Here is a 25,844-nt window from a genome sequence, read left to right as displayed (position 1 = left end):
GCAACAGAAAAACCGTCCCCGTGTTTACGCTCTGACCATACGCAGGTGTTTCGTACAGCTATTCAACGAGTATGGGGCTCCCTTTAATTCTGCTTCGTGCAGCCATTCAGACAGTGTCATTAAGGTGTCCAAACTCGTAAAATATGGGGTTTGATGGCGGACAGCCAGTTCTCTGATAAAATAGCCTATTTTTTCTTTTTCCCGTCCTTGATTAGGAATGTTCAGCACAAGATCCGGAGGTGTTTCTTTCCAATAATCAAGCAGTTCCTCTCTTGTCTCCACAAGTATTTCCGGTTCCACGCCTGCCGATGTGAGAAACGCTCCTGTTCCTCTTGTGGCATTAATCACCAATCCCAGAGCACTCAAATCGCGAATCAGTTCCAGGCTTTCCTCTTTCATACGATCAGAAACAGAAACAAACAACCTACTGCCATTCTTGATAAAGGATTTTACATCATAAGAAAAAGTAATTGCTTTTTTCAATGCTTCCTGTTTGGACGGGGAAATCCCAATTACCTCCCCCGTAGACTTCATTTCCGGTCCTAATACATGATCCACCCCTTTTAATTTATTCGCGGAAAACACTGGTGCTTTCACTGTAAAATATCCTGGCTCCATCCGTTCATTAACATGCTTTGCTTCCTCCTGTAAACCCTCTCCAAGCTGAGCTTTCACAGCCCATTCCGTCATCGGAATACTCGTAACCTTGCTCATGATTGGCACCGTTCGGGATGCCCGCGGGTTAACCTCCAGCACATAAACATGTTCTTCTTTAACAACAAATTGGATATTCATCATACCCACAATCGGAAGCTCCCTGCTTATCATCTGAGCTATATCCATGATTTTCTCTTTAACATCTTCACTCAAAGTGACCGGCGGATATACCGCTATACTGTCACCGGAATGCACCCCGGCTTTTTCAATATGCTCAAAAATACCTGGGATGATTATCTCTTTTCCATCACTGATGACATCAACCTCACACTCTTTTCCAGGTAAATATTGATCAATCAGCAACGGCCAGCATTGGTCATTTGTATCTTTCTGTATTCGCTGAACATTATTTTTCAATTCTCTTTTATCGTAGCAAATAAACATGGACTGTCCTCCGATGACGAATGACGGACGTATCAAAACTGGAAAGCCTAGTTCATAGACAGATTCTGTCAATTCGGCTGGATGGTGAACAATCTGACCAGATATATGAGATATATTTAGTCCATTTAAAAAGTCATAAAACTGCTCCCTGTCCTCCATCTGATCAATTTGTTCAGGCAGTGTTCCAAAAATGTGAATACCCTCTTCCCTTAATTCATCTGCCAGATTAATCGCAGTTTGTCCACCAAATTGAATAAGTACGCCTTCCACGTTTTCTTTTTCAATCACCCTTAAAACGTCCTCTGCAGCTAATGGTTCAAAATATAAACGGTCCGCAACATTGTAATCAGTACTGACAGTTTCCGGGTTATTATTGATCACAATTGCTTTGTACCCCATTTTCTTCACTGCCAGCGCCGCATGGACAGAGCAGTAATCAAATTCAACTCCCTGCCCAATTCGAATTGGACCAGAACCGAGTACAAGTATTTTCTTTTCGTGATTCGGCTTCACGTCATCCTCCAGCTTTTCATTCCAAGTAGAGTAATAATAAGAATGAACGGCATCTTGCTCTCCTGTTGTCTGAACAGCTTTATAGGCAGGCACCAGTGATTTCTTCTTAAAATCCGCTCTTAATTCTTTTTCAGAAGAACCGATTAGTTGCGCTATTCGTACGTCACTCATATTCATTTGTTTTGCTTTAAGTAATATCTCTTCAGGCACTTCCGCTAAAGTATAATCCTTTACCGTTTTTTCCATTTCTATAATGCTTTTCATTTTTTTCAAAAACCATGGATCGATTTCTGTTAACTCTTGGATTTCCTTCATTGCAATTTCTCTGGAAAAAGCTTCAGCAATAGCATAAAGCCGCAAGTCATTCGGCTCCTCCAGCAAATCCTTTATTTCATCATTGCTTAGTTCAGAAAACCCGGGCCAATGAAGACTGTAATTATTTAACTCCAGCGATCGTACCGCTTTATTTAAAGCGGCTTGAAATGTCAGATCAATGGCCATCACTTCCCCGGTTGCCTTCATTTGTGTGCCCAAAGTGCGGTCGGCTTCTGTAAATTTATCGAATGGAAAACGCGGCAGTTTCACGGCCGTATAATCCAGCACTGGTTCTTCCAATGCATTCGAAACCCCGGTCATTGGATTTTGGATAGTGTCCAGGGATAAACCCAAAGCACACATGCTTGATATATGAGCAATTGGGTACCCGGTTGCTTTTGAAGCCAGCGCAGAGGATCGGCTGACCCTTGGATTAACTTCAATGATAAAATATTCATTCGTATGCGGATGAAGGGCAAACTGAATGTTACAGCCGCCAACTACATCCAGCGCTTTTATTACCTTTATAGAAGAATTCCGCAGCATGTTTTCCTGAGCTTCTGTAATAGTCTGTGTAGGTGCTGCCACAATAGAGTCCCCGGTATGTACACCAACGGGATCAATATTTTCCATACCACAGACGATGACACATTGATCATAGGAATCTCGCATTACTTCATACTCGATTTCCTTCCAGCCTTTGATGCTCTTTTCCACAAGCACCTGGTTAATCGGACTGAGTTTTAAGCCTTTTTCCAGCAGGTCTTTATATTGCTCCTCATTATAGGCAAAGCCCCCGCCTTCTCCACCAAGTGTATAAGCAGGGCGCAAAATTACCGGATAACCAATCTCACTTATAAAATCCATTCCTTGGTCCAGTGTCGAGATAATTTTAGATTCAGAGACAGGTTCGCCGATATCAATCATCAGCTGACGAAATTTTTCCCGGTCTTCCCCTTTTTGAATAGAAGCAACACTGGTGCCAAGCAATTCGACATGATAACGCTCCAGAATACCTTCTTCATGTAATTTCACGGTTAAATTCAGCCCTGTTTGACCGCCAAGCGTGCCAATCATCCCGCTTGGCCGCTCCTTGGCAATTATTTTTTCCAATGTTTCTATATTCAAAGGCTCCATATATACCGTATCGGCAATTTGTTCATCCGTCATAATGGTAGCCGGGTTATTATTTACCAACACAACTTCAATACCCTTTTCTTTGAGTGCCAGACATGCCTGTGTTCCTGCATAGTCAAATTCAGCTGCCTGACCAATGACGATAGGACCAGAGCCAATGACAAGCACTTTTTTTGGTATTTTTTTATTCCACATGAAAATCTCTCCTCTGATTGACTGAATTGAACTGTTTCAATGATAATTATTCATTATTATAGATTTATATACATAAATATGCAAGTATTTTTATATTTATACATTGTATGTTTGATTTTACCTGGTGAGCAACTGGTTTTTTTCTTTATGAACAAACTGTCAAACCACTTTCACCTGAAAAATACAGGCCGATCAAGTTAAGTATAGATGATTGGGGAAATACATTAATGAGAAAAAGACTGCCTTCCCTAAGTCTGTTTTACGACTTATGTGGCAGTCCCTTTTTCCTAGTCCAAATATTTTCCCAAAAAAGCATTCAATTTCTCTATATATCTCTCTTCCTGTGTGACAAATGCTTCCCCATGACCGGCGTTGTCAAATAAATATATTTCCGAATCACTTTTCGTATTTTCATATAACTTCTCAGCCATGGCTGTAGGAACAAAGGTATCTTCTTTTCCGTGAATATATAAAATAGGAACTTCCGCCTTTTTCACCTGATCCATTGCAGAGGCCTCTGTCAAGGAATATCCTGCACGTAATTGCGTAACCAGACTTGTACTTGGAAGTACTGGGAATGATGGCAAGTTGAACATTCGATCAAGCTGATAATCAAACAAATCATACACACTTGCATATGGACTGTCGGCAACCACAGCTTTGACATTTACAGGAAGTTTCTCTCCACTGACCATTAACATCGCCGCCGCGCCCATGGACAAGCCATGCAACACAATTTCCGTATCCTCACCCTGATTTTCCAAAACAAGATCTAGCCAATCCAAATAATCCAGCCGGTCATGCCAGCCAAAACCGATATAGTCTCCTTCACTCTGGCCATGCCCCCGCATATCGGCTGTAAGCATATTATATCCGAGCTCTTCATAGTAATATTGTCCATATAAAGCCATATCTCTTGCATGTCCGAGATAGCCGTGGGCAAAAATAACAGTTTTATTCGATGGTTCCTCTGCTTCTAGAAAGTACCCCTGAAGTTTCAGGCTATCATATGAAGTCAATTCCCATTGTTCGAACTTCTGGTTATCTGCCCAATCACGCCAACCCCCATCTATAAAAATATCCATTGCTTCTGCAGAGACTTCCAAATCGGAATTATCAACTAAGAAGTCCTTCACATTCCGCTCAATGGCTAGATTATAAAAATAGAAACTTGCGATCATATTTATAATTAACAGGATGGAAAGCAGTCCCACGCCAATTTTTATCCATCTTTTTTTCTTCAAGATGCTATTCCCCCCTATGAGTCTCTCACTCTATTATACATAAAATAAGCAAGTATTCTCTATGGTACTTGTTAACAACTCTCCAGAACACAAGCGGAAACGCCCGTTTAGCGACGTACGGACTGCGTCTTGGGACTACGGTACAGTAGTTCCTCGTCCCACCGTAAAGATTGGCCATGCAAGGTGGATCAGCGTTGCCGCGCAAAGCGGCGTATTTAGCTGATCATTCCTTCCGTAGGAGATAAAGGAAACATGCCCCTTCATAGGGGATGCCGACGTTGGACGCAAAGTCCGATTTTAGTCGGCCTTCCTTCAACATCGGTGCCAATGTTGACTTATCGTACGGAGGTGAAGGAAGTCGCGCTGGGCGCTGGAGCTGGCCGTGGCTAAATTACATTATCAATTTAACCACAGCTCACAAATTTTATAATTTCCTAGACCATGAAAAAGGCTTACTTTTCACAAAAAGTGGAAAAGAAAGCCGTAAGTCAACCAATACGCTATGCTGAACAACCTTTTTTAAGAGATGTGAGCAAGGCCGCAACCGCAAATATAATGAGTTGTCCTGCCAATAAATACCAGCCGCCAAGTTTTTGCTCATGTATCGGCTCAAATGGAAGCAGGGCAGCAAAAAAGTCATCAGGCACTGAATCCAAATCTGGAAAACAGGCTTCCAGGGAAGATACGAATAAATCAACATCTGTATAAATGACATAAAGTGCCTCTCCTGAAAGGATTAAAAGCAAACTGTACGCCATAAGCAGTGCACTGTTTATCAATATATAGCCCATTTTTTGCTTTTTGGATAATATATTTTGCGATATAATCGGAATCCACATTAATATAGCCGCTATAAAAATAGCCAACAGAAAAAAGTAATTTAAATAAAGATCCATTCGTGCGAAATCAAAAATAGCCGGAATGTGATAGCCATAAAAAAACAATTGAAACAGAACTGTTGCTACAACTGATTTAGTTAGGAAATGAAATGATTTATCCAAAAAAGAAATCGATTTAATTTTATCGAATATTCTCATTTTAAAGCCCATGATTAATAACGGCGGCGCAACGAACAGCAGTAAAATCAATTGAATAATATGCGTGCTGAACTGGATTCTGCCAATAATATTCCACGGGCTGCCCAGTGCAGCAAATACAGCAATCATACCTGCTACAAAAAGGATTGCTTTTTTTATCGAAAACTTATCATCCTCAGGTAAAATAAAAAAATAAATAATTAATGCAAACAGAGTAAATAAAAATATCCCACCATTCCACATCGTCGAAAAGTGAAATTCATCAAGAATAATATCCAGCATAGGTACACCTTCTTTCACATACTACTAATTCCTATTAAAAGTATACTTGATAAGAAGATGTAAGGCTGTCCGAGATATAACAATATAATGACACATTGCTTACCCGAAACGATTCTTTTGTGATTCAACGGCTGCAGATACACAATTACATAACTTGCCGCGCCCCCTAGTGTCTCATTTTGCTTTTTCCCATATTCATATACCTGAGAAGATTTCTCGAGGTCTTCATTCAACAGTTTTCAGCCAATGAGGTAATCGAGACGCTTTCTCTTGGTATTAAATTTTGATGCTTTTCAGTTTTTCGAGCAATGGCAAGCCCTCTCTTTTATCCTTTGACTGATTTTAATCACAAAAGTTGTTACGAATCAAACCCTAGCCCCCTTTTCCATTTTACACATACTTATTTTCCAATTACTCCCCGTCCGAATATGATACGCGTTCGCAAAAGATCCCTGATTAAGCGCGACGCCGATTTTATCCAGCGAATTTACATACAAAAGCGGTTCACCAAGGCGGCTGGCAGCAAATGAACGGACATATTTAATATAATTTTTATACACTTGCTGATCATTATGAGTGATCGTCACTTCCAGCGTGTCGCCATAGGCAATGGAAGCCTGTTTAAATAATTCCCGGTTAATATTTGTCCATAAGTTGCCAAAGCGAATATCCAGAATATCAATATGACCTGAGATCACATCTCCCTCTACATTTGCATCAGACTTTGGCAATGCGATAATTTCACTCACCTCTACAGGCGGACCAACATCCTCAAAAGATATAACACCTGAAGCCAATCTTGAGCCGGTGTAGGCATATACATCACGACCATGAAAAGTATACGATTCACCAGATTTCGGAAGCCGGTTCACCTTCTCGTCAATCATACGGGCTTCCACAATGCCGATATGATCTTTAATATGGGTTAAAGTACCATTATCAGGCGTCACAATATATTGATTATCTACTGTTTTAACAACTACACTTAGACGCTCTGTTCCTACTCCTGGGTCGACAACGGAAATAAAAACCGTTTCTTCCGGCCAATACGTGATCGTCTGAAATAACCGATAGGAAGCTTCCCATATATTGTAATTTGGTATATCATGGGTCAAGTTAAATATGCGCAAATCAGGGTCTACAGAAATTGCTACGCCGTACATTGCACTTACAGCACCATCACTAAGTCCAAAGTCGGTTTGCAATACCAAGCTTCTTTTCATTTCAAGTCCTCCCATATAAAAATTAAAAAACCACGCCATTACCGAAAAACGGTAAGGACGTGGTTGAATTTACGTGGTTCCACCTTACTTCACTGCATGCTCACACATACAGCCTCAACTAGTACGAAAAACTTTTCAACGTTTTTTTATACTTTGGTATAAATAACGACTACCAAATCCGCCGGAACTTACTGGTATTTAAATACGTTCAGCACGGAGCTCAGAGGCCATTGTTCAGATTCGTATTTTTGCTTCTTTTCACCATCCGAAGCTCTCTGTTAAAAAATAGCTAAACCCTACTTTTCCTCTTCATCGCCTTTTTTAAGATGAATATTAAAAATTATTATAAGTAAAATTGAAACATAAAGCAAGAATTACGGATTCCATATTTCATAGTTAGCACTAGTTCAGCTTGAACTCCTTATAGTTATCCCATATTTTCACATAGGAAAAAAGCAGTATAACAAGTTACTTTTAGGGTGGAAAAGCATGCTACTATTTGCATGCGTTTTACAGTGAATAAGTTTTAGGACTATATCAGAAAGCTGTGAACTTTGTACCATTTTCTAAAAATTACCACATTAAATGTATTTTTTATAGTATACTGATAATGACAGGACTACCCTTGGATGAGCTTCGGTTAAAGCTATAGAATTCTTTTATTGGCGGCTGAAAAAACCCCCCGGTGAAAGGGTGAAAAATTTTGATTCCGATTGACACGACGATGCATCTTATGTTTATGTTTGCTACGCTAGTTCTGTTAATTGTTGATACCCGTGGAAAAAAGTAACTCGTCCCTGGATGTCTGACCGTACGGGAACATTACTTTTATCCAATGAAAAGCCGCCGCATCCTTAAGGTAACTGTCGGAGTCGCAAGTGGCAGCTTGCGGCTCTCCAAATGATTTCCGGATTTATGCACCAGCTAAAGCACCAATGTAATATTATTCAATATACTATAGAAATATTCATAAAACTACAAGTGAAAGGTAAATCTAAATTAAGAAAAACGCCTCTCATTACTTTTCTCCCGCTTTACGTTCTTTTTCCATAGATTTCTGTTTCTTTAATTCTTTTATTTTCTTTGAAATATACATCCATAGTTCTTTCCATTTTTCAGAAACATAACGATATCCATTGTTAAAACTTTTCCCGTACAGCGTATAAATAAACAACACAATCCACGCAGCCAAATAGATGTACATGATGATAAGGAGAACAGCCCAAAGATTCCTTGCTTGAAATTCTTGCAAGAGATATGACGTGCTTGTTATATCCGCAGGCTTACCGGTGATGAACAATAAATTCATAAGCGGTACAGCAAGAGAGAGAATAATTGTTATATAAGCAAAAGGTATCAGCCTGTTTTTAAAATTACTTACAATGGCTGTAACCAAAGTGAAGAACAGAAAACCAGCGTAGAATAAAAGTCCTGCAGTTATTTCCATTACCACCACACTCCTATTAACCCGTTATATGATCTGTTTTTAATTGCAGTATAAATAACTCCAATGCTTGTTTGTTTATCCAGTTTCTTCCCCAGACATCATCATTTTCAAGCATGGTACCAAGGAGCCAGATTCTTCTTGCTGTTGTCAAAAAAGGCAATACATAAAAATCGTCTTTACGTAAATCCCGTTCAGTCAGGTATCCTTGCAAAAATGCATCCCAACATTCTTTTTCATCATTTTTGTAATTAGTGATCAAATTCCACCAGGAGACCGCAATATCATAAGCACGATAACCAATTCCGCAGCAATCAAAATCAAAAATCTCCAGCTTTTTGCTTTTGATATGCATGTTGTGATTATGAAAATCCCCGTGGCAAAAACCTATTTCCAAATTCCTTTCTTCCAATTCTATTTTAATTTTTTCAATGGTATCATGGAAGGACTTTACGACTTCTTTATCAAAATATGTTTCTAGTACAGGCGTTATGAATGAACTTGGCTTGTCTAGTAAATAAGCAGTGTCTATTTCAAACCCTCGGTCCTCTCTCGTTTGAAAGTTATCCGTCTGTACATGCATTTTACCAAGTGTTTTTCCCATAAGAAAGGAATGATCTGTATTTACTATAGGTCTTTCCCCATTTGCATATGAAAATAACACACCATACCTCAATCCTTCAGGTACTTTGATTTCACATAGATAAGACCCATCCTTTTTACTGATAGGTGAAGAAAGGGGAAACTTTTGTTTCTTTAAATGATTTAATGCATCTAGCTCAAATAAAATCCCCGACGCGTCCCGCCAGTTATGACGGTATACCCGGAAAATATAAGCACGGCGTGCATCCTTGATATAATACGTATCATTTAACCCGCTTGTGAGAAACTGACACTGTTTGATCTTATCCAGATTATAATCATGCAGCAACTCTTTTATCGATGCTTCATCAATTAACGTGTGCTTTGTTTTTATGTTAAAATTCATCTCGTATTCCCCCACCTAAATTTTATCCTTAATATATATTTCTATATATATCTTAAACATCCTGTATTTTATCATGGGAAAATTGGTAATGGGAGTGTCAATAATTTTGTGTAAATGACTTGATTACCCTTTGCAGAATGTTAGCACACGTTTCATTAATCTATTTAAATAACGACCTTTCAGGTCGGAATAGGACCTTCTTCTTCAGTTGCTGACCAATTAGATGATTTGATGAAAGGGTCAAGAGAATTGATTATAACTTTCGCGGCAGGACCCATTGTTCGCCTAGAGATATTTATATATTTATAGTCCCACTACTGGAAACATCCCATCCACGGAGAAATTCTCGGTAAGAAATTCACTAAGTTTGTTCACCATCTGTATTGTAGTATTGATAAACATATCTAGCAGTTTTATATCTTTCAGTCGCTATTTATATAATTTCGTTAAAAAACCGGCTTCAACCCACAGAGGCCCCACCTGTTTATGTAACATTAGTTTCACTCACTTATCTTAGATTCTACTACTTATACTAGTAATAGAAAAGCTGAGATTGACATCAATCTCAGCTTTCAGTACTTTTTCAATTTCTTCAACGTCTAAGGACCTTAGAACTACGCGCTCAAATGCTATGTGAATCACCACTTAAGCTGTCTTTTCAGTTATTTTTCCGCAGAATGAAGTTTGCGATAAGGGGGAAGATGAGCACCGTCAGTGCCCCGCCAGTCACCATAGTAGCAGCCGTTACCTGATCAATAACCTCCGAAGACGCAGCAATCTGTGTCACTGCAACGATAATAGGCAGCCCAGTAGCGGAATATAAGCCTAAAGCAATCTGTTCTCTCGATGATTCGATACCGGAATATGTGTTGCTCCAACGTTCTCTAAGGAAGACCACCAAACCGCGAACAATCGCAATCAAAGCGACGAATCCCAGCAGAAGCTGCCATTCCCCGAGCACCTGACCGAGGTTAATTCCCATTCCGCTGGTGACAAAGAAAATCGGAATCAGGAAGCTAAACCCTACAATTTCAACTTTGTGTGCAATTTCCTTCCCATGCTCTGGTGAAAAAGTTTTAAATACAACGTTGAGCAGGAGTCCTGCAGAAAATGCTCCCAGTGCGATATCAAGTTCAAATATTGCTGTGAGTAACATTAGGGTAACCAATGCAAAGACAGTCATTCTCAGCGTCGTTTGCATTGTTGTATTGGATGCCGATACCACGGCCTTGCCAAGCAGTGGGACCCTTCGAATGAATCGTATTGGAATACCGACTACCAGAACAGCAATGATGGCGAAGACAATCAGAACCACCGAAGCCTGCCATGTTGCGAACGTGGAAAGCAACAGTGACATGGCCACTATTGGAAGCAGCTCTCCGTATGCACCATGCGTCATCGTCGCCCTGCCCAGTGGGGTATTCATCCCCCCTGAGTCCTTCAGGATAGGCAATAATGTTCCCAGAGCCGTTGAAGTAGAGGCGATAGCGAGCACTATAGCTACACGGAATTCACCATTGGTAAGTAAAAGGCCAGCACCCACACCCAATACGGCGCAAATCATCCATGTGAGGGCGGCATGTTTGCCTTGGCGCGCTCGCATATCAGAGGTACTGACTTCAAAACCTGCCAGCAAAAACAGAAAACCCATGCCCAGTTCACGAAGAAACTCCACGGCCTCAGTCTGCTCAGCCAGCCCGAGCATGTTAGGACCAATGATAACTCCGAATGCAAGCAGCCAAACCACATCAGGCACATATCTACGCGAGATAAGCGCAATTATTGGTGCGAGTGCTGCCACCAGCACTATCCACCATACTGAGGTAAGGTTGTCGACTAATAGATGATGATCAGGCATAATCAAAACTCGTTTCATTCAGTATTTTTCCCCACAGGAGGCCAGAGTTGCTATGTAGTTGCTGTAATGGATTCAATTTATCAGCAGTCAATGCAAGTGCATCTGCATTATACTCATACAAATTTATCACTGCATATACGGGAGTGTCAATAATTTTGCGAATAGACTGTTGTTAGACAAGATATATTTTAAACGTTTAATATTTAAATCGATTTATCGGATCTAAGAAAACATATACATTTGTAAACACGTAGAAAGACAACCACGTAGAAAAACTGTCTACCAATCTTTAAGAATGGAATTGCCACTATGGAACTGGCATCTGGGGAAATAATTTCCACTCCTGCCATGCTGTAATTTTCGATTTACCGAACAATCACCCACAAATAAAAAAAGGTGCCCCCATAAGCAATGGAACACCTCACCAACTATTAATTCACTCGTACTTCTACCCTTTTTCAGGCTTGCGCTGTCGGCCTTGTTCCTTTGATATAAAAAGCTAAAACCAGACCTATCAAGGAAAGTCCTGTAGTAACATAAAAAGATATGTTCACACCATGAATTAAATCAGCAGGAGTTGCATCAGGTCCGGTGTTTAATGCAGTCGCTGTCATCACCGTGATCAAAATGGCCGTGCCAATCGAAGCTGCCACCTGTCTCATTGTATTCGTCATAGCAGAACCGTGCGGAATTAGCTTATTCGGTAGCTGGTTCAAGCCAGCCGTGGTTGCGGGCATCATAATCATCGATATTCCAAACATACGTATGGCAAAAACAGTCGTAATAAAAGCAAGCGACGTCTCCGGTGTCAACGTGGTATAAAGAAAAGAAGTAATTGTTAATAACGTTAACCCTGTAATGACCAGATACCTTGCACCGAATTTGTCAAAAATCCTGCCATTAACCGGGGACATAAAACCCATAATCAACGCACCGGGAAGAATTATCAACCCGGATTGCAGCGCAGTATACCCTGCCATCGTCTGCATATAAATTGGTAAAATAGTTTCTGCCCCAATCAACCCGATGAAAGCAATCATTCCGATAACTGTGCTTATCGTGAATATTTTATTTTTCAGCACACGAAATTCCAAAATAGGCTGTTTGAGCTTCAGCTGTCTTAGAATAAAAGCGGTCAGTGATACAGCACCGACAGACAATGACAGAGCCACCACAGTATCTGTCCAGCCAACATTTCCTGCAGAGCTGAAACCTAACAGCAATCCTCCAAAACCTAAAGTAGAAAGAATAATAGATAATACATCCACCTTTGGGTAAGTTTGTTCTGTCACATTTTTCATTACAAAATAAGCTATGATTATATTGATAATAGCGAAGGGCAGTACAACATAAAATAATGCTCTCCATGGATACTGTTCAACCAGCCAGCCGGAAATAACCGGCCCCAGAGCAGGTGCAAATCCAATGACCAGTCCAACTGTCCCCATTGCAGTCCCTCTTTTCTCAATGGGAAAGATCAGCAAAAATATGGTCATCATAAGGGGTATCATAATTCCTGCACCGGCAGCCTGAATAACCCGTCCAATCATTAACAACGTAAAATCGGGAGCAAACGAACATACCAGTGTGCCAAATGCAAATATACTCATTGCTGTTAGAAATAATTTTCTTGCTGTGAAAGTTTCAATTAAAAAGGCTGTGATTGGAATCATAATCCCATTCACTAGCATAAAAACAGTTGTTACCCACTGAGCTGTATTCTCTGTTAAATTTAGATCCTCCATGATATGGGGGATGGCAGTAGCAAGCAATGTCTGATTTAAAATGGCTAAAAACGCCCCAGTAATAAGTACTGCAACGATGGGAAGCTTGTTTATCTGTTCCGGATTTTCTGTTTTAGTATTACTCATATCAATCATCTCCTCGTTGCAAACGCTCTACAAACAATAACCATTGTATCATACTTACAGTGCCTGGGACTGCGCTAAATGCTCGTCCCACCGTAAAGATTTGGGACTGCGCTAAATGCTCGTCCCACCGTAAAGATTTGGGACTGCGCTAAATGCTCGTCCCACCGTAAAGATCTGGGATTGCGCTAAATGCTCGTCCCACCGTAAAGATCTGGGACTGCGCTAAATGCTCGTCTCACCGTAATGGTACCTAGTCACTGTATTCCTGGAAATAATGTCTTTATAATGAAATACGAGGGGGAAGATGATGAAAATAGCTACGAAAGAAGATGTGATTAAGCTAATCCGTTCAGATGCATGGATGATGGATATTTTGGAAACAGTACAAACATTCCATTTACCTGATTGCTGGATTTGTGCAGGTTTTGTACGATCAAAAGTGTGGGATGCTTTGCATCATTTTAAAGATAGGACTCCTTTGACAGACGTGGATATTGTTTATTTTGATGATACCAATTTGAATGTATCGGAGGAAAAACGCTTTGAGAAGAAACTGCTGGCATTGCAGCCTAACGTACCCTGGTCTGTAAAAAACCAAGCAAGAATGCATGTAAGGAATAACGTAGACCCTTACACAAGTACCGTAGATGCAGTCGCCAAATTTCCAGAGACGGCTACGGCTCTTGCCGTTCAATTGAATGATAAAGGGGAACTCATTCTAAGTGCACCACATGGAGTACATGATTTATTTAATTTGGAAGTAAAGCCCACTCCATATTTCAAGATTTCGCGTGAGCGAATGAAAATCTATCATAAAAGATTAGAGACAAAAAAATGGAAAACAGCATTGGTATAAACTTAATTATTTTTATAAATAACAACGCCCCTCCAAGTTAACCACTCTAACTTGGAGAGGCATTTCCCACGGAACTTATTCCCATTCCAAAAATTCAATTCTATTTTTAAATGGATCTGAAACATAAAACCGTTTTGCCCCAGGAAGACGGTCATCCACAGTAAAATCTATTTCGACGTTCTGCAGGTGTTCCTTTAGTACTTCTAAGTTTTTCACCCGGATGGCCGGATGTGCTTTCTTTGCTGGAGTGAATTGTTCTGCTACCCCAATATGGATATGAACAGCACCTGCCTGAAACCATACTCCCCCATTTTTCTTTAATGTTTCCGGCTTCTCTATTTCATTAAACCCGAGCTTATTCCGGTAAAAATCACGCGCCTGTTCCTCACTCCCTGCTGGTGATGCTAATTGTACGTGATCCAATGCCTCATATTGAAAATTCATTTTGATCTCCTCCTTAACTTAACACTACCAGTTCGAGCGATAAGAAGATAATACCATTTTCAAATCAGTAGAGACCTGTTTTACTTATACAGCGGGATAGGTACCACGCCCCCACTATCCCACAACAAAAAAGCCAGCTTCATTTAAGAAACCGGCTCCCAATACTATGTATGATACAGGCCACAATTGCCGTATTTAAGATAACAAGTTTTTAACCACCACATCACTAGGTGGGTGTCTGCAGAAACTTTCCTGTCTTCCGCTACACAATGACGGCTCGACATTTGAGTCTCAATGTAAAACTCCCTATTATCTCTTTAGAGGTTAAAACTTAAGTGAAATACGAACAATGTAGCTTGTATTTATAATTATATATTAAACCTTTCACTGCTATTTTGCAATGGGAATAATATCCTAATTTTATGTCTAATTTTAGAATAACAACTCATATACCTCTGTCAGTTCTTTCACCCTTTCGTCATACTGGACCCGTTTAGCGTACGCCAACTCATTTTCCAGTACATCATTTAAATAAGTTGTTTCTTCTTCATCCAGTGCTTTTACAAACATTTCCTCACTTTTGTAATTATTTTTTTCTAATTTTGCAATGACACTTTGACATAGTTTGTTCGCCCTATAATTCGACAACGCCTCGATTAAATATTTCAAAGTATGATCGATACTGTTCACCTTCTTAAATCTTTGTATTCTTTTTCTTAGCCCGCTGTTCCAACTGGGATTTAGGCTGCTGATCTTCCGTGTCTTCAGTTAAACCTTGTGGGTTTATGCTCGTATCGTTTCTTCGTTTGCTGTACTGATTTTTCTTTTTGCTCACTGTAAACACCTCCAGTACTATTGTTGCAAAATAAAAGGTAACCTATTCTTATTTAATGCAAAAGCACTATGCCGCTAAACATAGTGCTTTTTAAAACACCTATTTCCAATATGCTTCATATTTATCTCTCAACGATCTTTTCAACACTTTCCCGCTTGGATTCTTGGGCAACTCATCCGTAAAGTCAATATATTTAGGAACCTTGAATTTCGACAATCGTGCTCGGCAAAACTCCACTACATCCTTTTCTGTTACACTCATTCCTTCTTTCGGAACAATGATGGCGGATACCGCTTCGATCCAGTAAGCATCAGGAATACTGATTACAGCCACTTCTGAAACAGCCTCCAATTGATAAAGTGTTTCTTCCACTTCCCTGCTTGAAACATTGACACCACCTGTATTAATCATATCTTTTTTCCTATCAATAATTGTGACATACCCTTCTTCATCCATCACACCTAAATCTCCACTGTGGAACCATCCGTCCTTAAAAGATGCTGCCGTTTTATCCGGGTCATGTAAATATCCTTTCATCGCATGTGGAGTACGGTGGACAATTTCACCAATTTCCCCTCGGTTTACTTCCTTCCCTTCTTCATCCACGATTTTTGTTTGCACATTCAGGGAAGGAACGCCAGCCGAACCCAGCTTGCGCAATTGATCCTCCGGCTGCAATGCGGTAGCAAGAGGAGCGACTTCCGTTTGTCCGTAAAAATTCCAAAACTTCGCATTTGGCAGGCGTTCTGCAAGCTCTTTTAAAATTTCCCTCGGCATAATTGCAGCGCCGTAATAACATTTTTCCAGGGTGGATAAATCACGTTTATCAAAGTCTTTATGGCGAAGAAGTGCAATCCATACAGTTGGCGGTGCAAATAACTGGGTTGCCCCTTCTATTTCAATCGCTTTTAAAATTACTTCCGGACTCGCCGAACCGAGAACAATTCCGCTCGCTCCTACATATATGCTTGGACCGAGAAACACATGCAACTGCGCACTATGGTAAAGCGGCAAAGCATGAATAGCAATATCGCGGGACTCCATTTTACCATCCACTATACAGCTCACATACTCACTGATCAGACTTTTATGGGAAAGCATGACACCTTTAGGACGTGATTCTGTTCCACTTGTATACAGTACATGAGCAAGGTCGTCATCGTGTAAATCCGCATCAACAAAATCTGCAGGCTGACCGTCACGTGCCATGGATAACGGCGTCCATACCGATAGCTCTCCTTCAAAGGAACCAAGCACATCCATTAAATAGCGGAATTTAATTTCTAACCTCCCTGCTGACTTATCCAGGATTGGGGCGTATTCTTCAGAAGCAATAAACCCGCTTATTTCTGCATGTTCCAGAATATATTGAATATCTTCTGTGGAAAGCATATAGTTAATCGGAATCATCACCGCTCCAATTCTAGCCAGGGCAAAATTCGCCACAATGAAATCAAGACTGTTTTTGGACATCACGGTAATCATGTCCCCTTTTTTCATACCATCTGCCAAAAATGCATGTGCAGTCTGATTAACCAGGTCGTCCAATTCAGCATAATTTAGTCGCTGTGATTCATACACAACAGCTGCTTTTTCCGGCATACGCTCCCGGGTTCTTACCAGCAAATCTCCCAGTGTGTTACGTCTTGTACGCGCTAACATTTTTTCCAGGTCGCTATGGATATTTGTTTCCGTATTCATTTTCTCCACTCCCTCAAATGATATTTTATAATGAATCAATTGCTGAATATTCCTTCTTTTTATTTTAATTCAGATTTCTTCTCAACACAAGAATATATTGTGATAAAATACGAACTGTCCTGTTTTTTGAAACCCTGCCTCGCGCTAATGAAGCAAATATATCATTCGCTCGTTTAGAGGGGTTATGAGCGACAAAAACGACAATGATTTTTCTTCATTCGGTTACTTATTGGTCTTATATTGGAGTAAAAGCCTTAGCCGTCAGGAAAAACATCTAGCTTTCTGGAGGGAGTACAAAATGAATAATGAATATTTCGTAGGCTGGGGAACACTGGCCTTAATTAATGCAGGTTTGGCACAGGGGAAGAATCGTACTGGGATTAATTGGTTTTTACTTTCATTACTGCTTGGGCCAATTGCTACATTTATTTTGTTGTTTGTGGAAAAAAGATAAAAGCGTGCGACAAAACACAAATCAAGTTCCATTTCTGATTTTCACCATGCAATTCGCGCATATTACCGTTCATGGCACCATGATTCCTCTTACTCCACTTGTTCAACCCTTTTTTTGAAATAACCCCGATGTATTACGGTTTTTTCAAAAAGTTCTATACTACATCGGGAACTTCCATTTATGAAATTATATATTTATTATAACTTTATGTTCTTTTTCAGTTACTCTAAAGGTATATTTTTATTGCGATCTGGTAAGTTTATATCGTTACTTCCCAGTCTGGGCTAAAAGGATATATTTTACTGCCCTCTATATGTTATGGCCTAGGTTTGTCACACAGCAAGTCACTGTGTGTCAAACCTTTTTTTAAAAGTATATTGACAAACACTAATGTATCAGTGTACTATTTAAATAGTACACTGATACATTATAGGAGGATGTAAAATGAATGCATGGTTGGCTTTAACAAAGAAGGAATTTCGACTTGGTTTGCCTGCTTTTCTTGTTGCTTTGATTTTGTTTGCAGGTGTGGTTGCAGGGGGGTATTTTTTTGGCAATTATATTGGTTATGAACAAGAATTTCTTACAGCAGCCTTTATAATCATAGTGATGCTGCACGTGTTTTCTCTGATGTTCTATTCCTTATATAGCTTAAATGTGGAAAGAAAAAGGCTGCATCTATGGCTGCATACTCCAATGCCAATTGCAGGATTGCTAATTTCAAAACTTGTTACAGGAATAGTATTTAAGGGATTTACTTTTATTATTGCGATCACCTCATTAGCTTTATTTTTCAATCATCATTATGATATTTTCAATGAACAAACAATTGCTAATATTGTTGGATTAATATCAATTAGTATTTTTGTTTACGGATTATCTATTGCAATTACGTTTATTTTCTTTTGGTCGATTTTTCTGACACTCAGCAAGAGAATGAATGACTTTCTAAGCTTTATTTTGACTTTCATAGTTTTCCTCATAATGGCTTGGGCTTATGATAAGTTTATTCATTTGGCTTTCATGGAAACACTGACAAACTGGGGTGCTATTCAATTAAAGGATATTACTGTCGAATTTGAATTCAGTATTGTTAAAGATGCCTTTGAAGTAGAAACAATCAGTGAAGCATCTGTTTTCTATATCGGACATTTTGTAAGAGAACTTATTGTCACAGTGATTATGTTTATCACTGCTTGCTGGATCATTGAAAAAAAAGCTGAGGTGTAAAAATGGCAGATCTTTTCCATTCTTCAAAGGCAATTTACGAACAGATCGCGGAACTCATCAAGAAACGAATTATTCGCGAAGAATTAATTTCGGGAGATAAGCTTCCGTCTGTTCGAGAGATGGCCATGGAAGTCAATGTCAATCCCAATACGGTACAACGAACTTATAGGGAGCTGGAATACATGAAAATTGTAGAGTCAAAACGCGGGCAAGGGACGTTTGTTACAGAGGATAAGGATGTGCTTGCATCCATCCGTGAAGAAATGAAGGCGGAAATTATGATGAATTTCACACAGCAAATGTATGAAATGGGCTATACTAAAGCGGAAATTAAACGGGGAGTAACTGAATTTTTAGATGAGAAGGAGAGTAAGGAATGATTAAATTATCGAATGTAACGAAAAAATATGGGACAAAAAATGCATTAAATCAGGTTAGTTTATCGCTTACGAAAGGAAAAATAATTGGTCTTGTTGGTGAGAATGGCAGCGGAAAATCAACGACGTTAAAACTGATTGCCGGGTTAAACCATCCTACTGGCGGAGAAATCACGGTGAACGGGGAAAAAGTGACTCGAAAAAATGCTTCATCTGTTTCATACCTTTCAGAACTTGATGAGTACTATCGCTTTTTCAATGTAAAGCAGGCGATTGAATTTCAGGCTAGTCAGTTTGCGGATTTCGATTTAGAAAAAGCATATGAGATCATGAAATTTATGAAGCTTGACCCAATGAAAAAATTAAAACATCTGTCCAAAGGGAACCGCGGGCGAGTAAAAATTGTTCTCTCGTTAGCCCGGAGTGCACCTGTCGTCTTGATGGATGAGCCGTTTTCCGGACTTGATCCCATGGTGCGAAATTCGATTGTAAAAGGGCTTATCTCCTTTGTGGATTTGGAAAAACAACTTATTCTCCTAACGACACACGAGATTAGAGAAGTGGAAAATATCCTCGATGAAGTTGTAGCGATCAAAGCCGGAAACATTATTGCCCATTATAACGTGGAAGATTTAAGAAAAGAAAGCCAGCAAAGCATCGTTGACTGGATGACCGAAGTATATGAATAAGAATTGGGATAGCGTTCGAATAGAGGGGAACCTTTCCTAAAGGATTGAGTTCCTCCCCATACTCTACGTCTCACAGAATCTCCCGAGTTACCTTCACACTTTTGTCCATTGCCTACACATATCTACACTTACAGACAATAGTTACTTATTGTCCTCAAACTCGCTAAGAGTGAATGGCTTGTTCAAATTCAGTGAGAATTCCACCTGCTATATGTTATGTCCAGGGTTTGGTCGCTTGGTTTATCCCCAGTTTTTAACCATTCAATCGCCAAATATCACTCGCGTATTTCCGATAACGTCATGCACTCCCTGCTTCTCTGACGTAAAACCAACCATCATATACAGCAGAAAAGTAAAGAAAAACACACGGTGAAAAAACCTGCCAACCACTTCCCTGAAAAGAAGATCACTCCATTTTAATGCTGTAAAATCTTCCCGCACTACTTTCAAGCCGAAAATCATTTTCCCGAGCGTCTGGGAGTAAAATCGGGTCATCAGCAGGAAATACAAATAAAAAATGACAGAGCCTGCAATCCCTGCTACCGTCCAGAAGCCTATTTCCAGCGGGAGTCCGTCATTCATAAAACCTAGAGGACTTAGCAAAATGCCGTTGATACTGAAAACGATAAGCAAGTCAGTCAAATATGCCCAAAACCTCATCCAGAAGCCGGCAAATCTTGGTTCCGTCCATGTATTGGATACTTCTTGCTCTTCACTCATTAGAGTCACCTCCTATTTCGTATATAAATACATGGCACTTGGTGCATTGGATTGTCTTAGCAATTCCTGGAGTCCCAGCATATCTGTATCAGAACCAAAGGTATTCTTAAATGCTCCCATAAGATATTGGCTAAAACCAACATTCGCTTCATATTCAATGACAGAAGCCTGCTGCAGATCATAATCTTCTTGAATCATGGAAATCACATCATTCATGGAACCCAAATCATCAACAAGCCCATTTTCATGTGCCTGCTGGCCAGTGTAGACTCGCCCATCTCCTAAGTCACGAACTTCATTTTCATCCATGCCTCGCCCATCTGCAATAACCTGTACAAAATCATCATACATTTCATCAATGATTGTCTGTAAAATCTCAAACTCCTCTTCTGTCATATCACGTGTAGCCGACATGATATCCTTATACTCCCCGCTTGTAATCGTATTGAAGTCAATCCCAAGATCATCCGCCAGCTCACCAAAATTTATATTTTCCATAATAACGCCGATCGATCCGGTTACAGTGGCAGGGTGCGCAACAATTTTATCAGCTGGAGCTGAAATATAGTAACCGCCTGATGCTGCAGTGTTGCCCATAGATATATATACAGGTTTTTCATATTCTTCCTGTATTTCTGCAATCTGATCATGTATTTCAGCACTTTCTACCACACCCCCACCAGGAGTATTCACGCGCAAAATAATGCCTTTCACCGTATTGTCCATCGCAGCGTGCTGCAGCATCTCCAGAAATTCCTTATGATTATAGGCTGAAGATGACATTAGATCGTTTGTAGAAGCATCCTGGATCACTCCTTCCACATGAAGAACAGCAATCCTTTCATTAAAGTCTCCTTCCTCAATGACATTTTCTTCAAATTCTCTATCCCAAAAACTAAATGTTTCTTCAAAATTGGTTGTAGCAACATTCGTTGTAAATTGAAAAACAATCGAAACAAAAAACAACCCCACTGCTATCGCAAGCGCAACCCATCTTTTGGTGTTCATGCTTTAACCTCCAGTCTTTTGATGAAAATAAGCAAATTAATTCGTATCTAAAATATCCCAAGCCGTAATTATTCCTTCCAGTTTTTCTTCCGGCATGCCAGTTTTCGTAATTAACAATGCTTCCAGCCGTTTCCCTCTGCCAACCTGCTCCCTGAAAAGTTCCACAGCCCGGTAAACAGAAACTTTACTTGCAATAAATTTATAATTATTCTCCCCCTCAAAGGGAAGAACTTCCTTAATAGATGTCTTTTTTGCCAATTGGGGATCCGTTGCATTATTTGCAAGCCATTTTGCTATCCCTTTTTGGGTGAGCAACCCCTTAAACATATTATTCTCATATATGGGAAATTTAGACAAGTCTTTTTCCCGGAACATGATCAGCATGTCCACCAGCGAATCATTTTCCTTGAAGGCAAACACCTTTTTGTTAAACATAGAACCGACTAATTTTGGGTGTGTTAGCTCTTTTTCTATTCGTTCGATTCGCTCCACAATGGAATCATGCGGTTCTGCAATCGCATAGGCCATGTCAATTTTATTATGTACAATTGCATTCCGAAGCTCAGCAAAGGACAATAAGTCATCAATGTAGCGCCTTACTATAGCATTTGAACTCTGCAATATTTTTACAGATCGGGAAAACCCTACATCCCTTCGATTATCCAATCGAGATTTTAATTGTTTCTCAATTTTTGTAAATGCCGTTAAAAATTTCTCCGAGTTTTTATACATTATATTCTCCTCATATATTGATCAGTATTATTTTTTATTTCCTTAACCTTATCAAGACAAACATAGCTTTGTCTAAGATGAGCTGATTCACTTCGTTTAATTCATATATTAACGGGAATAAAACAATATATACTTCTAATTAATAGGAGGTGAAAAGGATGGGAAATGAAGTTTTTGGACCCTATGAATCCACGGATGAAGTGAGAAAAATGGTAACCACTCTGGAATTAAAAGGTTACAAATCCAGTAATATCTCTCTATTTACCCATGAAGACCACACAGAAGATTTGATTAAAAACACGGATGTTAATGTTGAAAGCGAGGCTGACGATCAAAATAATCAACCAACATTTATGGAAAAGATGCAAAGCTTATTTTCGAATAACACCGATTCACATTCAACGCTTCATGAAAAGCTGACAGAAGGAAATATATCGGAAAAACAGGCTGAAAAGTTCATAGAAGCAATAGAAGATGGAGAAATTGTAATAATCGCAGACAATCAATTAAGGATGGGAAACGACGCTACTGCAGATACGGTTTCTATGAGGGAAGATATGATTCAGCGAGATTAATTGTTCACAGTAATAACCATAGATACTACAGAAATAGACACCTCACTTGTTTACGCAAGTGAGGTTTTTCATGTTATAATTTAATTTATTTCAATTATGCAAACGCGTTGACATTTTCGTTCATTCTGCTATGCTGATTAATATTAATCCTTCAATTAGCTAACGTTACATATTTTTTTACGTTAAATGTTCGGATTTAAACAAAGAAAGGAGTAATGATCGTGCTAAGAGAACAACAGTTTTTAAGAATTCCAGGCCCAAGCCCTATTCCGCCGAGTGTGCAGCGTACCATGACACAGCAAATGATCGGACACAGAGATCAGGATACGAAAGACCTGATTCACCGTATCAAACCACAGCTTAAGCCGGTGTTCGGAACAGAAGAAGAGGTGATGATGATTGCCGGGAGTGGTACAGCAGCACTGGAAACTGCTGTCGTAAATACAGCACGGCCGGGAGATGAAGTCTTAGTTATTGTTACCGGCTCCTTTGGTGACAGATTCGCCAAGATTTGTGAAGCATATGAAATGACGACCCATCGTTTGGATATAGAATGGGGAAATGGCGCTGACCCGAAAGTTGTAAAGGAATTTCTGGCTAATCACAGCAACATTAAAGCAGTATTTGCAACATATTGTGAAACATCCACCGGCGTATTAAATCCAGTTCAGGAGCTTGCTGAAACCGTACATAACCACTCGGATGCATTATTTATTGTGGACGGTGTTTCATGCTTGGGTGCCGTTGAAGCAGAAATGGACGCATGGGGCATCGATATATTAGTCACCGGATCACAAAAAGCAATGATGCTGCCACCCGGACTTGCTTTTATTGCTGCAAGTAAGCGTGCCTGGGATGTGATAGAAAATAATCCCCATTCCCGTTTTTACTTGGATCTGAGAAAATACAGGGATAATTTGGCCAATGATTCAACACCATTTACGCCTGCTGTCAGCCTGCTGTTCGGTTTGGAAGAGGCGCTTAAGGGAATGCATGAGGAAGGTTTATTGGAAGTGAATAAACGACATCAATTAATGATGAATATGATAAGAATCTGTTTTCGTGAGCACGATATTCCTTTACTTACAACAGACGAGGCTGCTTCTCCAACGGTAACAGCGATAAAACCGGGAGATTTTAAGCCAGATGAATTGAGAGAAGTATTAAAAAAAGATTTCAGTTTATCGATTGCAGGAGGGCAAAATCAGTTGAAAGGAAAAATTTTCCGAATCGGACATATGGGCTATTGCTCACCAGCTGATATACTGCAAACGTTAAGTTTGATAGAAATTGGTTTATACAAAATAGGGAAAAAGATCGAACTTGGCAAAGGCGTACAAGCAGCTCAGAATATATACCTAATGGAGGTGGAATAATGACTTTTCGCGTCTTAATTACTGACCCGCTCAGCGAGGAAGGAATAAAACCGTTAAGAAACGAGCCAAACATTGAAATTGATATGACCACAGGTCTATCAGAAGAAGAGCTTAAGTTGAAAATTGCAAATGCGGATGCATTGTTAGTAAGAAGTCAGACAAAAGTAACCCGGGAGATTATCGACCATGCAAAACAGCTTAAAATCATCGGAAGAGCTGGTGTCGGTGTTGACAACATAGACCTTGATGCAGCTACAGAAAGGGGTATTATCGCTGTCAATGCACCGAATGGGAACACCAACTCTGCGGCCGAGCACACGATGGCGATGCTTATGTCTCTATCAAGAAGGATTCCCCAGGCCTATCAATCTCTGAAAAATCAACAATGGGAACGAAAAAAATATGTAGGCATTGAACTAAAGAATAAAACACTGGGCATTGTGGGGCTTGGAAGAATCGGTGTAGAAGTTGCCCACAGAGCAAAAGGCCAGCGCATGAATGTGATTGCATATGATCCTTTTCTTACTGAAGAAAAAGCCGAAAATCTGGGACTTGATTATGGTAGTTTTGAAGAGGTAATACAAAGGGCGGATTTCATCACCGTTCATACACCACTTTTAAAAGAAACCAAGCATTTAATTAATACAGATGCTTTTAATATGATGAAGCCAGGCGTACACATCGTCAATTGTGCCAGAGGAGGCATTATTGAGGAAGAGGCTTTATATGATGCAATTATTTCTAAAAAAGTTGCCGGTGCAGCACTAGACGTATTTGAGGAAGAACCTTTTCATGACCATAAGCTGCTCGATTTACCGGAAGTCATTGCCACCCCGCATCTTGGGGCAAGCACAGTGGAAGCCCAGGAAAATGTAGCAATTGATGTATGTGAAGATGTTATTAGTTTCTTAACCAGTGATAAAGTGAAAAACCCGGTTAACCTCCCCTCCGTTTCCGGTGAAGCACTTGGTAAAATTGAGCCGTATTTTAATTTAGCTGAAAAACTTGGGGTGTTTTTAAGCTACCTGTCTAACGATGTAGCTGAAAAAATAAATATTTATTATTCAGGAGATCTGTCCGGTTTAGAAATAGCGCCAATCACAAGAAACACAGTAAAAGGATTACTGAAACGGCATTTGGGATCCCATGTGAATGATGTTAACGCCCTTTATCTGGCGGACAAAAAAGGAATTATCATCCATGAAAACAAGACATCAAAAGCCAAGGGGTTTACTAATTTACTCAGCGTTGAAGTGGAAACCAAGTCAGAGACGCGCAGTGTTTCCGGTACATTACTAAATGGCCTTGGACCGCGAATTGTGGAAGTCGACCAATACAGCGTTGATGTAACGCCAAAAGGCCATATAGTCGTCATTCACCATAAAGATCAGCCAGGCGTGATCGGAAAAATGGGTAATCTTCTTGCCCAGCATGATGTAAATATTGCCACCATGCAGGTGGACCGCTCCGATATCGGAGGAAATGCTATTATGATGCTCACCATTGATAAATATCTGGAAAGTAAGGAAAAAGAAGCGTTGGCCAGCCTGGAAGAAATTAAAGATGTAACTGCTGTAGATCTTTAAGTAAAAGCTGTGTGATTAAAGAATGTCCCTCGTGGTGAGGGCATTCTTTTTTT

General features: G+C 39.9%; 23 protein-coding genes, 1 other RNA gene and 1 other annotated feature. Of the genes, 8 read left to right on the top strand and 16 right to left on the bottom strand.

From position 1 onward, the window contains the following. Positions 1–24: 24 nt before the first annotated feature. From carB to ACDX78_RS06540, 8 genes are all read right to left on the bottom strand, one after another. Positions 25–3,261: a carbamoyl-phosphate synthase (glutamine-hydrolyzing) large subunit gene (gene carB, locus ACDX78_RS06575; RefSeq protein WP_486026337.1), complete on the bottom strand. Its 3,237-nt coding sequence runs from the start codon at positions 3,259–3,261 to the stop codon at positions 25–27. Positions 3,262–3,548: 287 nt separating this feature from the next. Next, a complete protein-coding gene (locus ACDX78_RS06570) occupies positions 3,549–4,508 on the bottom strand; it encodes an alpha/beta hydrolase (RefSeq protein ID WP_486026444.1) in 960 nt (319 codons plus the stop codon). 497 nt (positions 4,509–5,005) lie between these two features. After that, positions 5,006–5,824: a cytochrome c oxidase assembly protein gene (locus ACDX78_RS06565; RefSeq protein ID WP_486026335.1), complete on the bottom strand. Its 819-nt coding sequence runs from the start codon at positions 5,822–5,824 to the stop codon at positions 5,006–5,008. Between the two features lie 365 nt (positions 5,825–6,189). Further along, a complete protein-coding gene (locus ACDX78_RS06560) occupies positions 6,190–7,047 on the bottom strand; it encodes an SAM hydrolase/SAM-dependent halogenase family protein (RefSeq protein ID WP_486026333.1) in 858 nt (285 codons plus the stop codon). A 50-nt stretch (positions 7,048–7,097) separates the two neighbouring features. Continuing rightward, positions 7,098–7,369, bottom strand: a binding site (T-box leader). 696 nt (positions 7,370–8,065) lie between these two features. Next, on the bottom strand, positions 8,066–8,494 hold the full coding sequence (locus ACDX78_RS06555; RefSeq protein WP_486026332.1) for a hypothetical protein: 429 nt from the start codon (positions 8,492–8,494) through the stop codon (positions 8,066–8,068). A 16-nt stretch (positions 8,495–8,510) separates the two neighbouring features. Next, positions 8,511–9,479 carry a phosphotransferase gene (locus ACDX78_RS06550; RefSeq protein WP_486026330.1) on the bottom strand — a complete coding sequence of 323 codons (969 nt, stop codon included), beginning with the start codon at positions 9,477–9,479 and terminating at the stop codon, positions 8,511–8,513. A 658-nt stretch (positions 9,480–10,137) separates the two neighbouring features. Continuing rightward, a complete protein-coding gene (locus ACDX78_RS06545; protein ID WP_486026328.1) occupies positions 10,138–11,355 on the bottom strand; it encodes a cation:proton antiporter in 1,218 nt (405 codons plus the stop codon). Between the two features lie 440 nt (positions 11,356–11,795). Continuing rightward, positions 11,796–13,208 (bottom strand): MDR family MFS transporter, encoded by a 1,413-nt coding sequence (locus ACDX78_RS06540; RefSeq protein ID WP_486026326.1) that lies wholly within the window; start codon positions 13,206–13,208, stop codon positions 11,796–11,798. 307 nt (positions 13,209–13,515) lie between these two features. Between ACDX78_RS06540 and ACDX78_RS06535 the strand changes: the two genes are divergently transcribed. Continuing rightward, positions 13,516–14,064, top strand: a complete 549-nt coding sequence (locus tag ACDX78_RS06535; RefSeq protein ID WP_486026324.1) for a nucleotidyltransferase family protein — start codon at positions 13,516–13,518, stop codon at positions 14,062–14,064. A 75-nt stretch (positions 14,065–14,139) separates the two neighbouring features. On the opposite strand, the gene ACDX78_RS06530 is transcribed toward ACDX78_RS06535, so the two are convergent. From ACDX78_RS06530 to ACDX78_RS06510, 5 genes are all read right to left on the bottom strand, one after another. Next, on the bottom strand, positions 14,140–14,508 hold the full coding sequence (locus ACDX78_RS06530) for a VOC family protein (protein ID WP_486026322.1): 369 nt from the start codon (positions 14,506–14,508) through the stop codon (positions 14,140–14,142). A gap of 173 nt (positions 14,509–14,681) precedes the next feature. Further along, a non-coding RNA gene (ssrS, locus tag ACDX78_RS06525) (6S RNA) lies at positions 14,682–14,869 on the bottom strand. 71 nt (positions 14,870–14,940) lie between these two features. Continuing rightward, positions 14,941–15,198: a sporulation protein gene (locus tag ACDX78_RS06520; protein WP_486026320.1), complete on the bottom strand. Its 258-nt coding sequence runs from the start codon at positions 15,196–15,198 to the stop codon at positions 14,941–14,943. A 4-nt stretch (positions 15,199–15,202) separates the two neighbouring features. Then, a complete protein-coding gene (gene sspL / locus ACDX78_RS06515) occupies positions 15,203–15,343 on the bottom strand; it encodes a small, acid-soluble spore protein L (protein ID WP_486026318.1) in 141 nt (46 codons plus the stop codon). A 99-nt stretch (positions 15,344–15,442) separates the two neighbouring features. Next, positions 15,443–17,044, bottom strand: a complete 1,602-nt coding sequence (locus ACDX78_RS06510) for a fatty acyl-CoA synthetase (protein WP_486026316.1) — start codon at positions 17,042–17,044, stop codon at positions 15,443–15,445. 298 nt (positions 17,045–17,342) lie between these two features. On the opposite strand from ACDX78_RS06510, the gene ACDX78_RS06505 reads away from it, so the two are divergent. From ACDX78_RS06505 to ACDX78_RS06490, 4 genes are all read left to right on the top strand, one after another. Then, complete coding sequence (locus ACDX78_RS06505) at positions 17,343–17,498, top strand: hypothetical protein (RefSeq protein WP_486026315.1); 156 nt, start codon at positions 17,343–17,345, stop codon at positions 17,496–17,498. Between the two features lie 444 nt (positions 17,499–17,942). After that, positions 17,943–18,728 carry a hypothetical protein gene (locus tag ACDX78_RS06500; RefSeq protein ID WP_486026313.1) on the top strand — a complete coding sequence of 262 codons (786 nt, stop codon included), beginning with the start codon at positions 17,943–17,945 and terminating at the stop codon, positions 18,726–18,728. A gap of 2 nt (positions 18,729–18,730) precedes the next feature. Beyond that, complete coding sequence (locus ACDX78_RS06495) at positions 18,731–19,108, top strand: GntR family transcriptional regulator (RefSeq protein WP_486026311.1); 378 nt, start codon at positions 18,731–18,733, stop codon at positions 19,106–19,108. Then, positions 19,105–19,794, top strand: coding sequence for an ABC transporter ATP-binding protein (locus ACDX78_RS06490; RefSeq protein WP_486026309.1), 690 nt, complete (start codon positions 19,105–19,107; stop codon positions 19,792–19,794). Before ACDX78_RS06495 ends, ACDX78_RS06490 begins: the two co-directional genes overlap by 4 nt. Before the next feature lie 261 nt (positions 19,795–20,055). Here ACDX78_RS06490 and ACDX78_RS06485 read toward each other — a convergent pair whose 3' ends face one another. Genes ACDX78_RS06485 through ACDX78_RS06475 form a run of 3 tightly spaced genes read right to left on the bottom strand, consistent with a single transcriptional unit; the run spans position 20,056 to position 22,254 of the window. Then, positions 20,056–20,514 carry an RDD family protein gene (locus tag ACDX78_RS06485; RefSeq protein ID WP_486026308.1) on the bottom strand — a complete coding sequence of 153 codons (459 nt, stop codon included), beginning with the start codon at positions 20,512–20,514 and terminating at the stop codon, positions 20,056–20,058. A 12-nt stretch (positions 20,515–20,526) separates the two neighbouring features. After that, a complete protein-coding gene (sppA, locus tag ACDX78_RS06480) occupies positions 20,527–21,522 on the bottom strand; it encodes a signal peptide peptidase SppA (protein WP_486026306.1) in 996 nt (331 codons plus the stop codon). A gap of 36 nt (positions 21,523–21,558) precedes the next feature. Beyond that, entirely contained in the window at positions 21,559–22,254 is a 696-nt protein-coding gene (locus tag ACDX78_RS06475) for a CBS domain-containing protein (RefSeq protein WP_486026304.1), read from the bottom strand. 158 nt (positions 22,255–22,412) lie between these two features. Here ACDX78_RS06475 and ACDX78_RS06470 point away from each other — a divergent pair, with 158 nt between their 5' ends. The 3 genes from ACDX78_RS06470 to serA all read left to right on the top strand — a co-directional run bounded on the left by ACDX78_RS06470 (position 22,413) and on the right by serA (position 25,791). Further along, positions 22,413–22,829, top strand: a complete 417-nt coding sequence (locus tag ACDX78_RS06470) for a general stress protein (protein WP_486026302.1) — start codon at positions 22,413–22,415, stop codon at positions 22,827–22,829. 221 nt (positions 22,830–23,050) lie between these two features. Beyond that, positions 23,051–24,205, top strand: a complete 1,155-nt coding sequence (locus ACDX78_RS06465) for a pyridoxal-phosphate-dependent aminotransferase family protein (RefSeq protein WP_486026301.1) — start codon at positions 23,051–23,053, stop codon at positions 24,203–24,205. Further along, a complete protein-coding gene (serA, locus tag ACDX78_RS06460) occupies positions 24,205–25,791 on the top strand; it encodes a phosphoglycerate dehydrogenase (RefSeq protein WP_486026299.1) in 1,587 nt (528 codons plus the stop codon). Before ACDX78_RS06465 ends, serA begins: the two co-directional genes overlap by 1 nt. Positions 25,792–25,844 lie beyond the last annotated feature (53 nt).

Origin of the sequence: Virgibacillus oceani (assembly GCF_041521345.1) — a bacterium.
Classification (GTDB): domain Bacteria; phylum Bacillota; class Bacilli; order Bacillales; family Amphibacillaceae; genus Virgibacillus_N; species Virgibacillus_N oceani_A.
The sequence above is the reverse complement of the archived record's forward strand: the minus strand, read 5'-3'. Positions and strand labels throughout refer to the sequence as shown.

What these genes read in the sequence shown, in the direction of transcription:
- carB (WP_486026337.1), bottom strand. Translation starts at nt 3,261, where the DNA reads ATGTGGAATAAAAAAATACCAAAAAAAGTGCTTGTCATTGGCTCTGGT.
- ACDX78_RS06565 (WP_486026335.1), bottom strand. Translation starts at nt 5,824, where the DNA reads ATGCTGGATATTATTCTTGATGAATTTCACTTTTCGACGATGTGGAAT.
- ACDX78_RS06560 (WP_486026333.1), bottom strand. Translation starts at nt 7,047, where the DNA reads ATGAAAAGAAGCTTGGTATTGCAAACCGACTTTGGACTTAGTGATGGT.
- ACDX78_RS06555 (WP_486026332.1), bottom strand. Translation starts at nt 8,494, where the DNA reads ATGGAAATAACTGCAGGACTTTTATTCTACGCTGGTTTTCTGTTCTTC.
- ACDX78_RS06550 (WP_486026330.1), bottom strand. Translation starts at nt 9,479, where the DNA reads ATGAATTTTAACATAAAAACAAAGCACACGTTAATTGATGAAGCATCG.
- ACDX78_RS06545 (WP_486026328.1), bottom strand. Translation starts at nt 11,355, where the DNA reads ATGAAACGAGTTTTGATTATGCCTGATCATCATCTATTAGTCGACAAC.
- ACDX78_RS06540 (WP_486026326.1), bottom strand. Translation starts at nt 13,208, where the DNA reads ATGAGTAATACTAAAACAGAAAATCCGGAACAGATAAACAAGCTTCCC.
- ACDX78_RS06535 (WP_486026324.1), top strand. Translation starts at nt 13,516, where the DNA reads ATGAAAATAGCTACGAAAGAAGATGTGATTAAGCTAATCCGTTCAGAT.
- ACDX78_RS06530 (WP_486026322.1), bottom strand. Translation starts at nt 14,508, where the DNA reads ATGAATTTTCAATATGAGGCATTGGATCACGTACAATTAGCATCACCA.
- ACDX78_RS06510 (WP_486026316.1), bottom strand. Translation starts at nt 17,044, where the DNA reads ATGAATACGGAAACAAATATCCATAGCGACCTGGAAAAAATGTTAGCG.
- ACDX78_RS06505 (WP_486026315.1), top strand. Translation starts at nt 17,343, where the DNA reads ATGAATAATGAATATTTCGTAGGCTGGGGAACACTGGCCTTAATTAAT.
- ACDX78_RS06500 (WP_486026313.1), top strand. Translation starts at nt 17,943, where the DNA reads ATGAATGCATGGTTGGCTTTAACAAAGAAGGAATTTCGACTTGGTTTG.
- ACDX78_RS06495 (WP_486026311.1), top strand. Translation starts at nt 18,731, where the DNA reads ATGGCAGATCTTTTCCATTCTTCAAAGGCAATTTACGAACAGATCGCG.
- ACDX78_RS06490 (WP_486026309.1), top strand. Translation starts at nt 19,105, where the DNA reads ATGATTAAATTATCGAATGTAACGAAAAAATATGGGACAAAAAATGCA.
- ACDX78_RS06485 (WP_486026308.1), bottom strand. Translation starts at nt 20,514, where the DNA reads ATGAGTGAAGAGCAAGAAGTATCCAATACATGGACGGAACCAAGATTT.
- sppA (WP_486026306.1), bottom strand. Translation starts at nt 21,522, where the DNA reads ATGAACACCAAAAGATGGGTTGCGCTTGCGATAGCAGTGGGGTTGTTT.
- ACDX78_RS06475 (WP_486026304.1), bottom strand. Translation starts at nt 22,254, where the DNA reads ATGTATAAAAACTCGGAGAAATTTTTAACGGCATTTACAAAAATTGAG.
- ACDX78_RS06470 (WP_486026302.1), top strand. Translation starts at nt 22,413, where the DNA reads ATGGGAAATGAAGTTTTTGGACCCTATGAATCCACGGATGAAGTGAGA.
- serA (WP_486026299.1), top strand. Translation starts at nt 24,205, where the DNA reads ATGACTTTTCGCGTCTTAATTACTGACCCGCTCAGCGAGGAAGGAATA.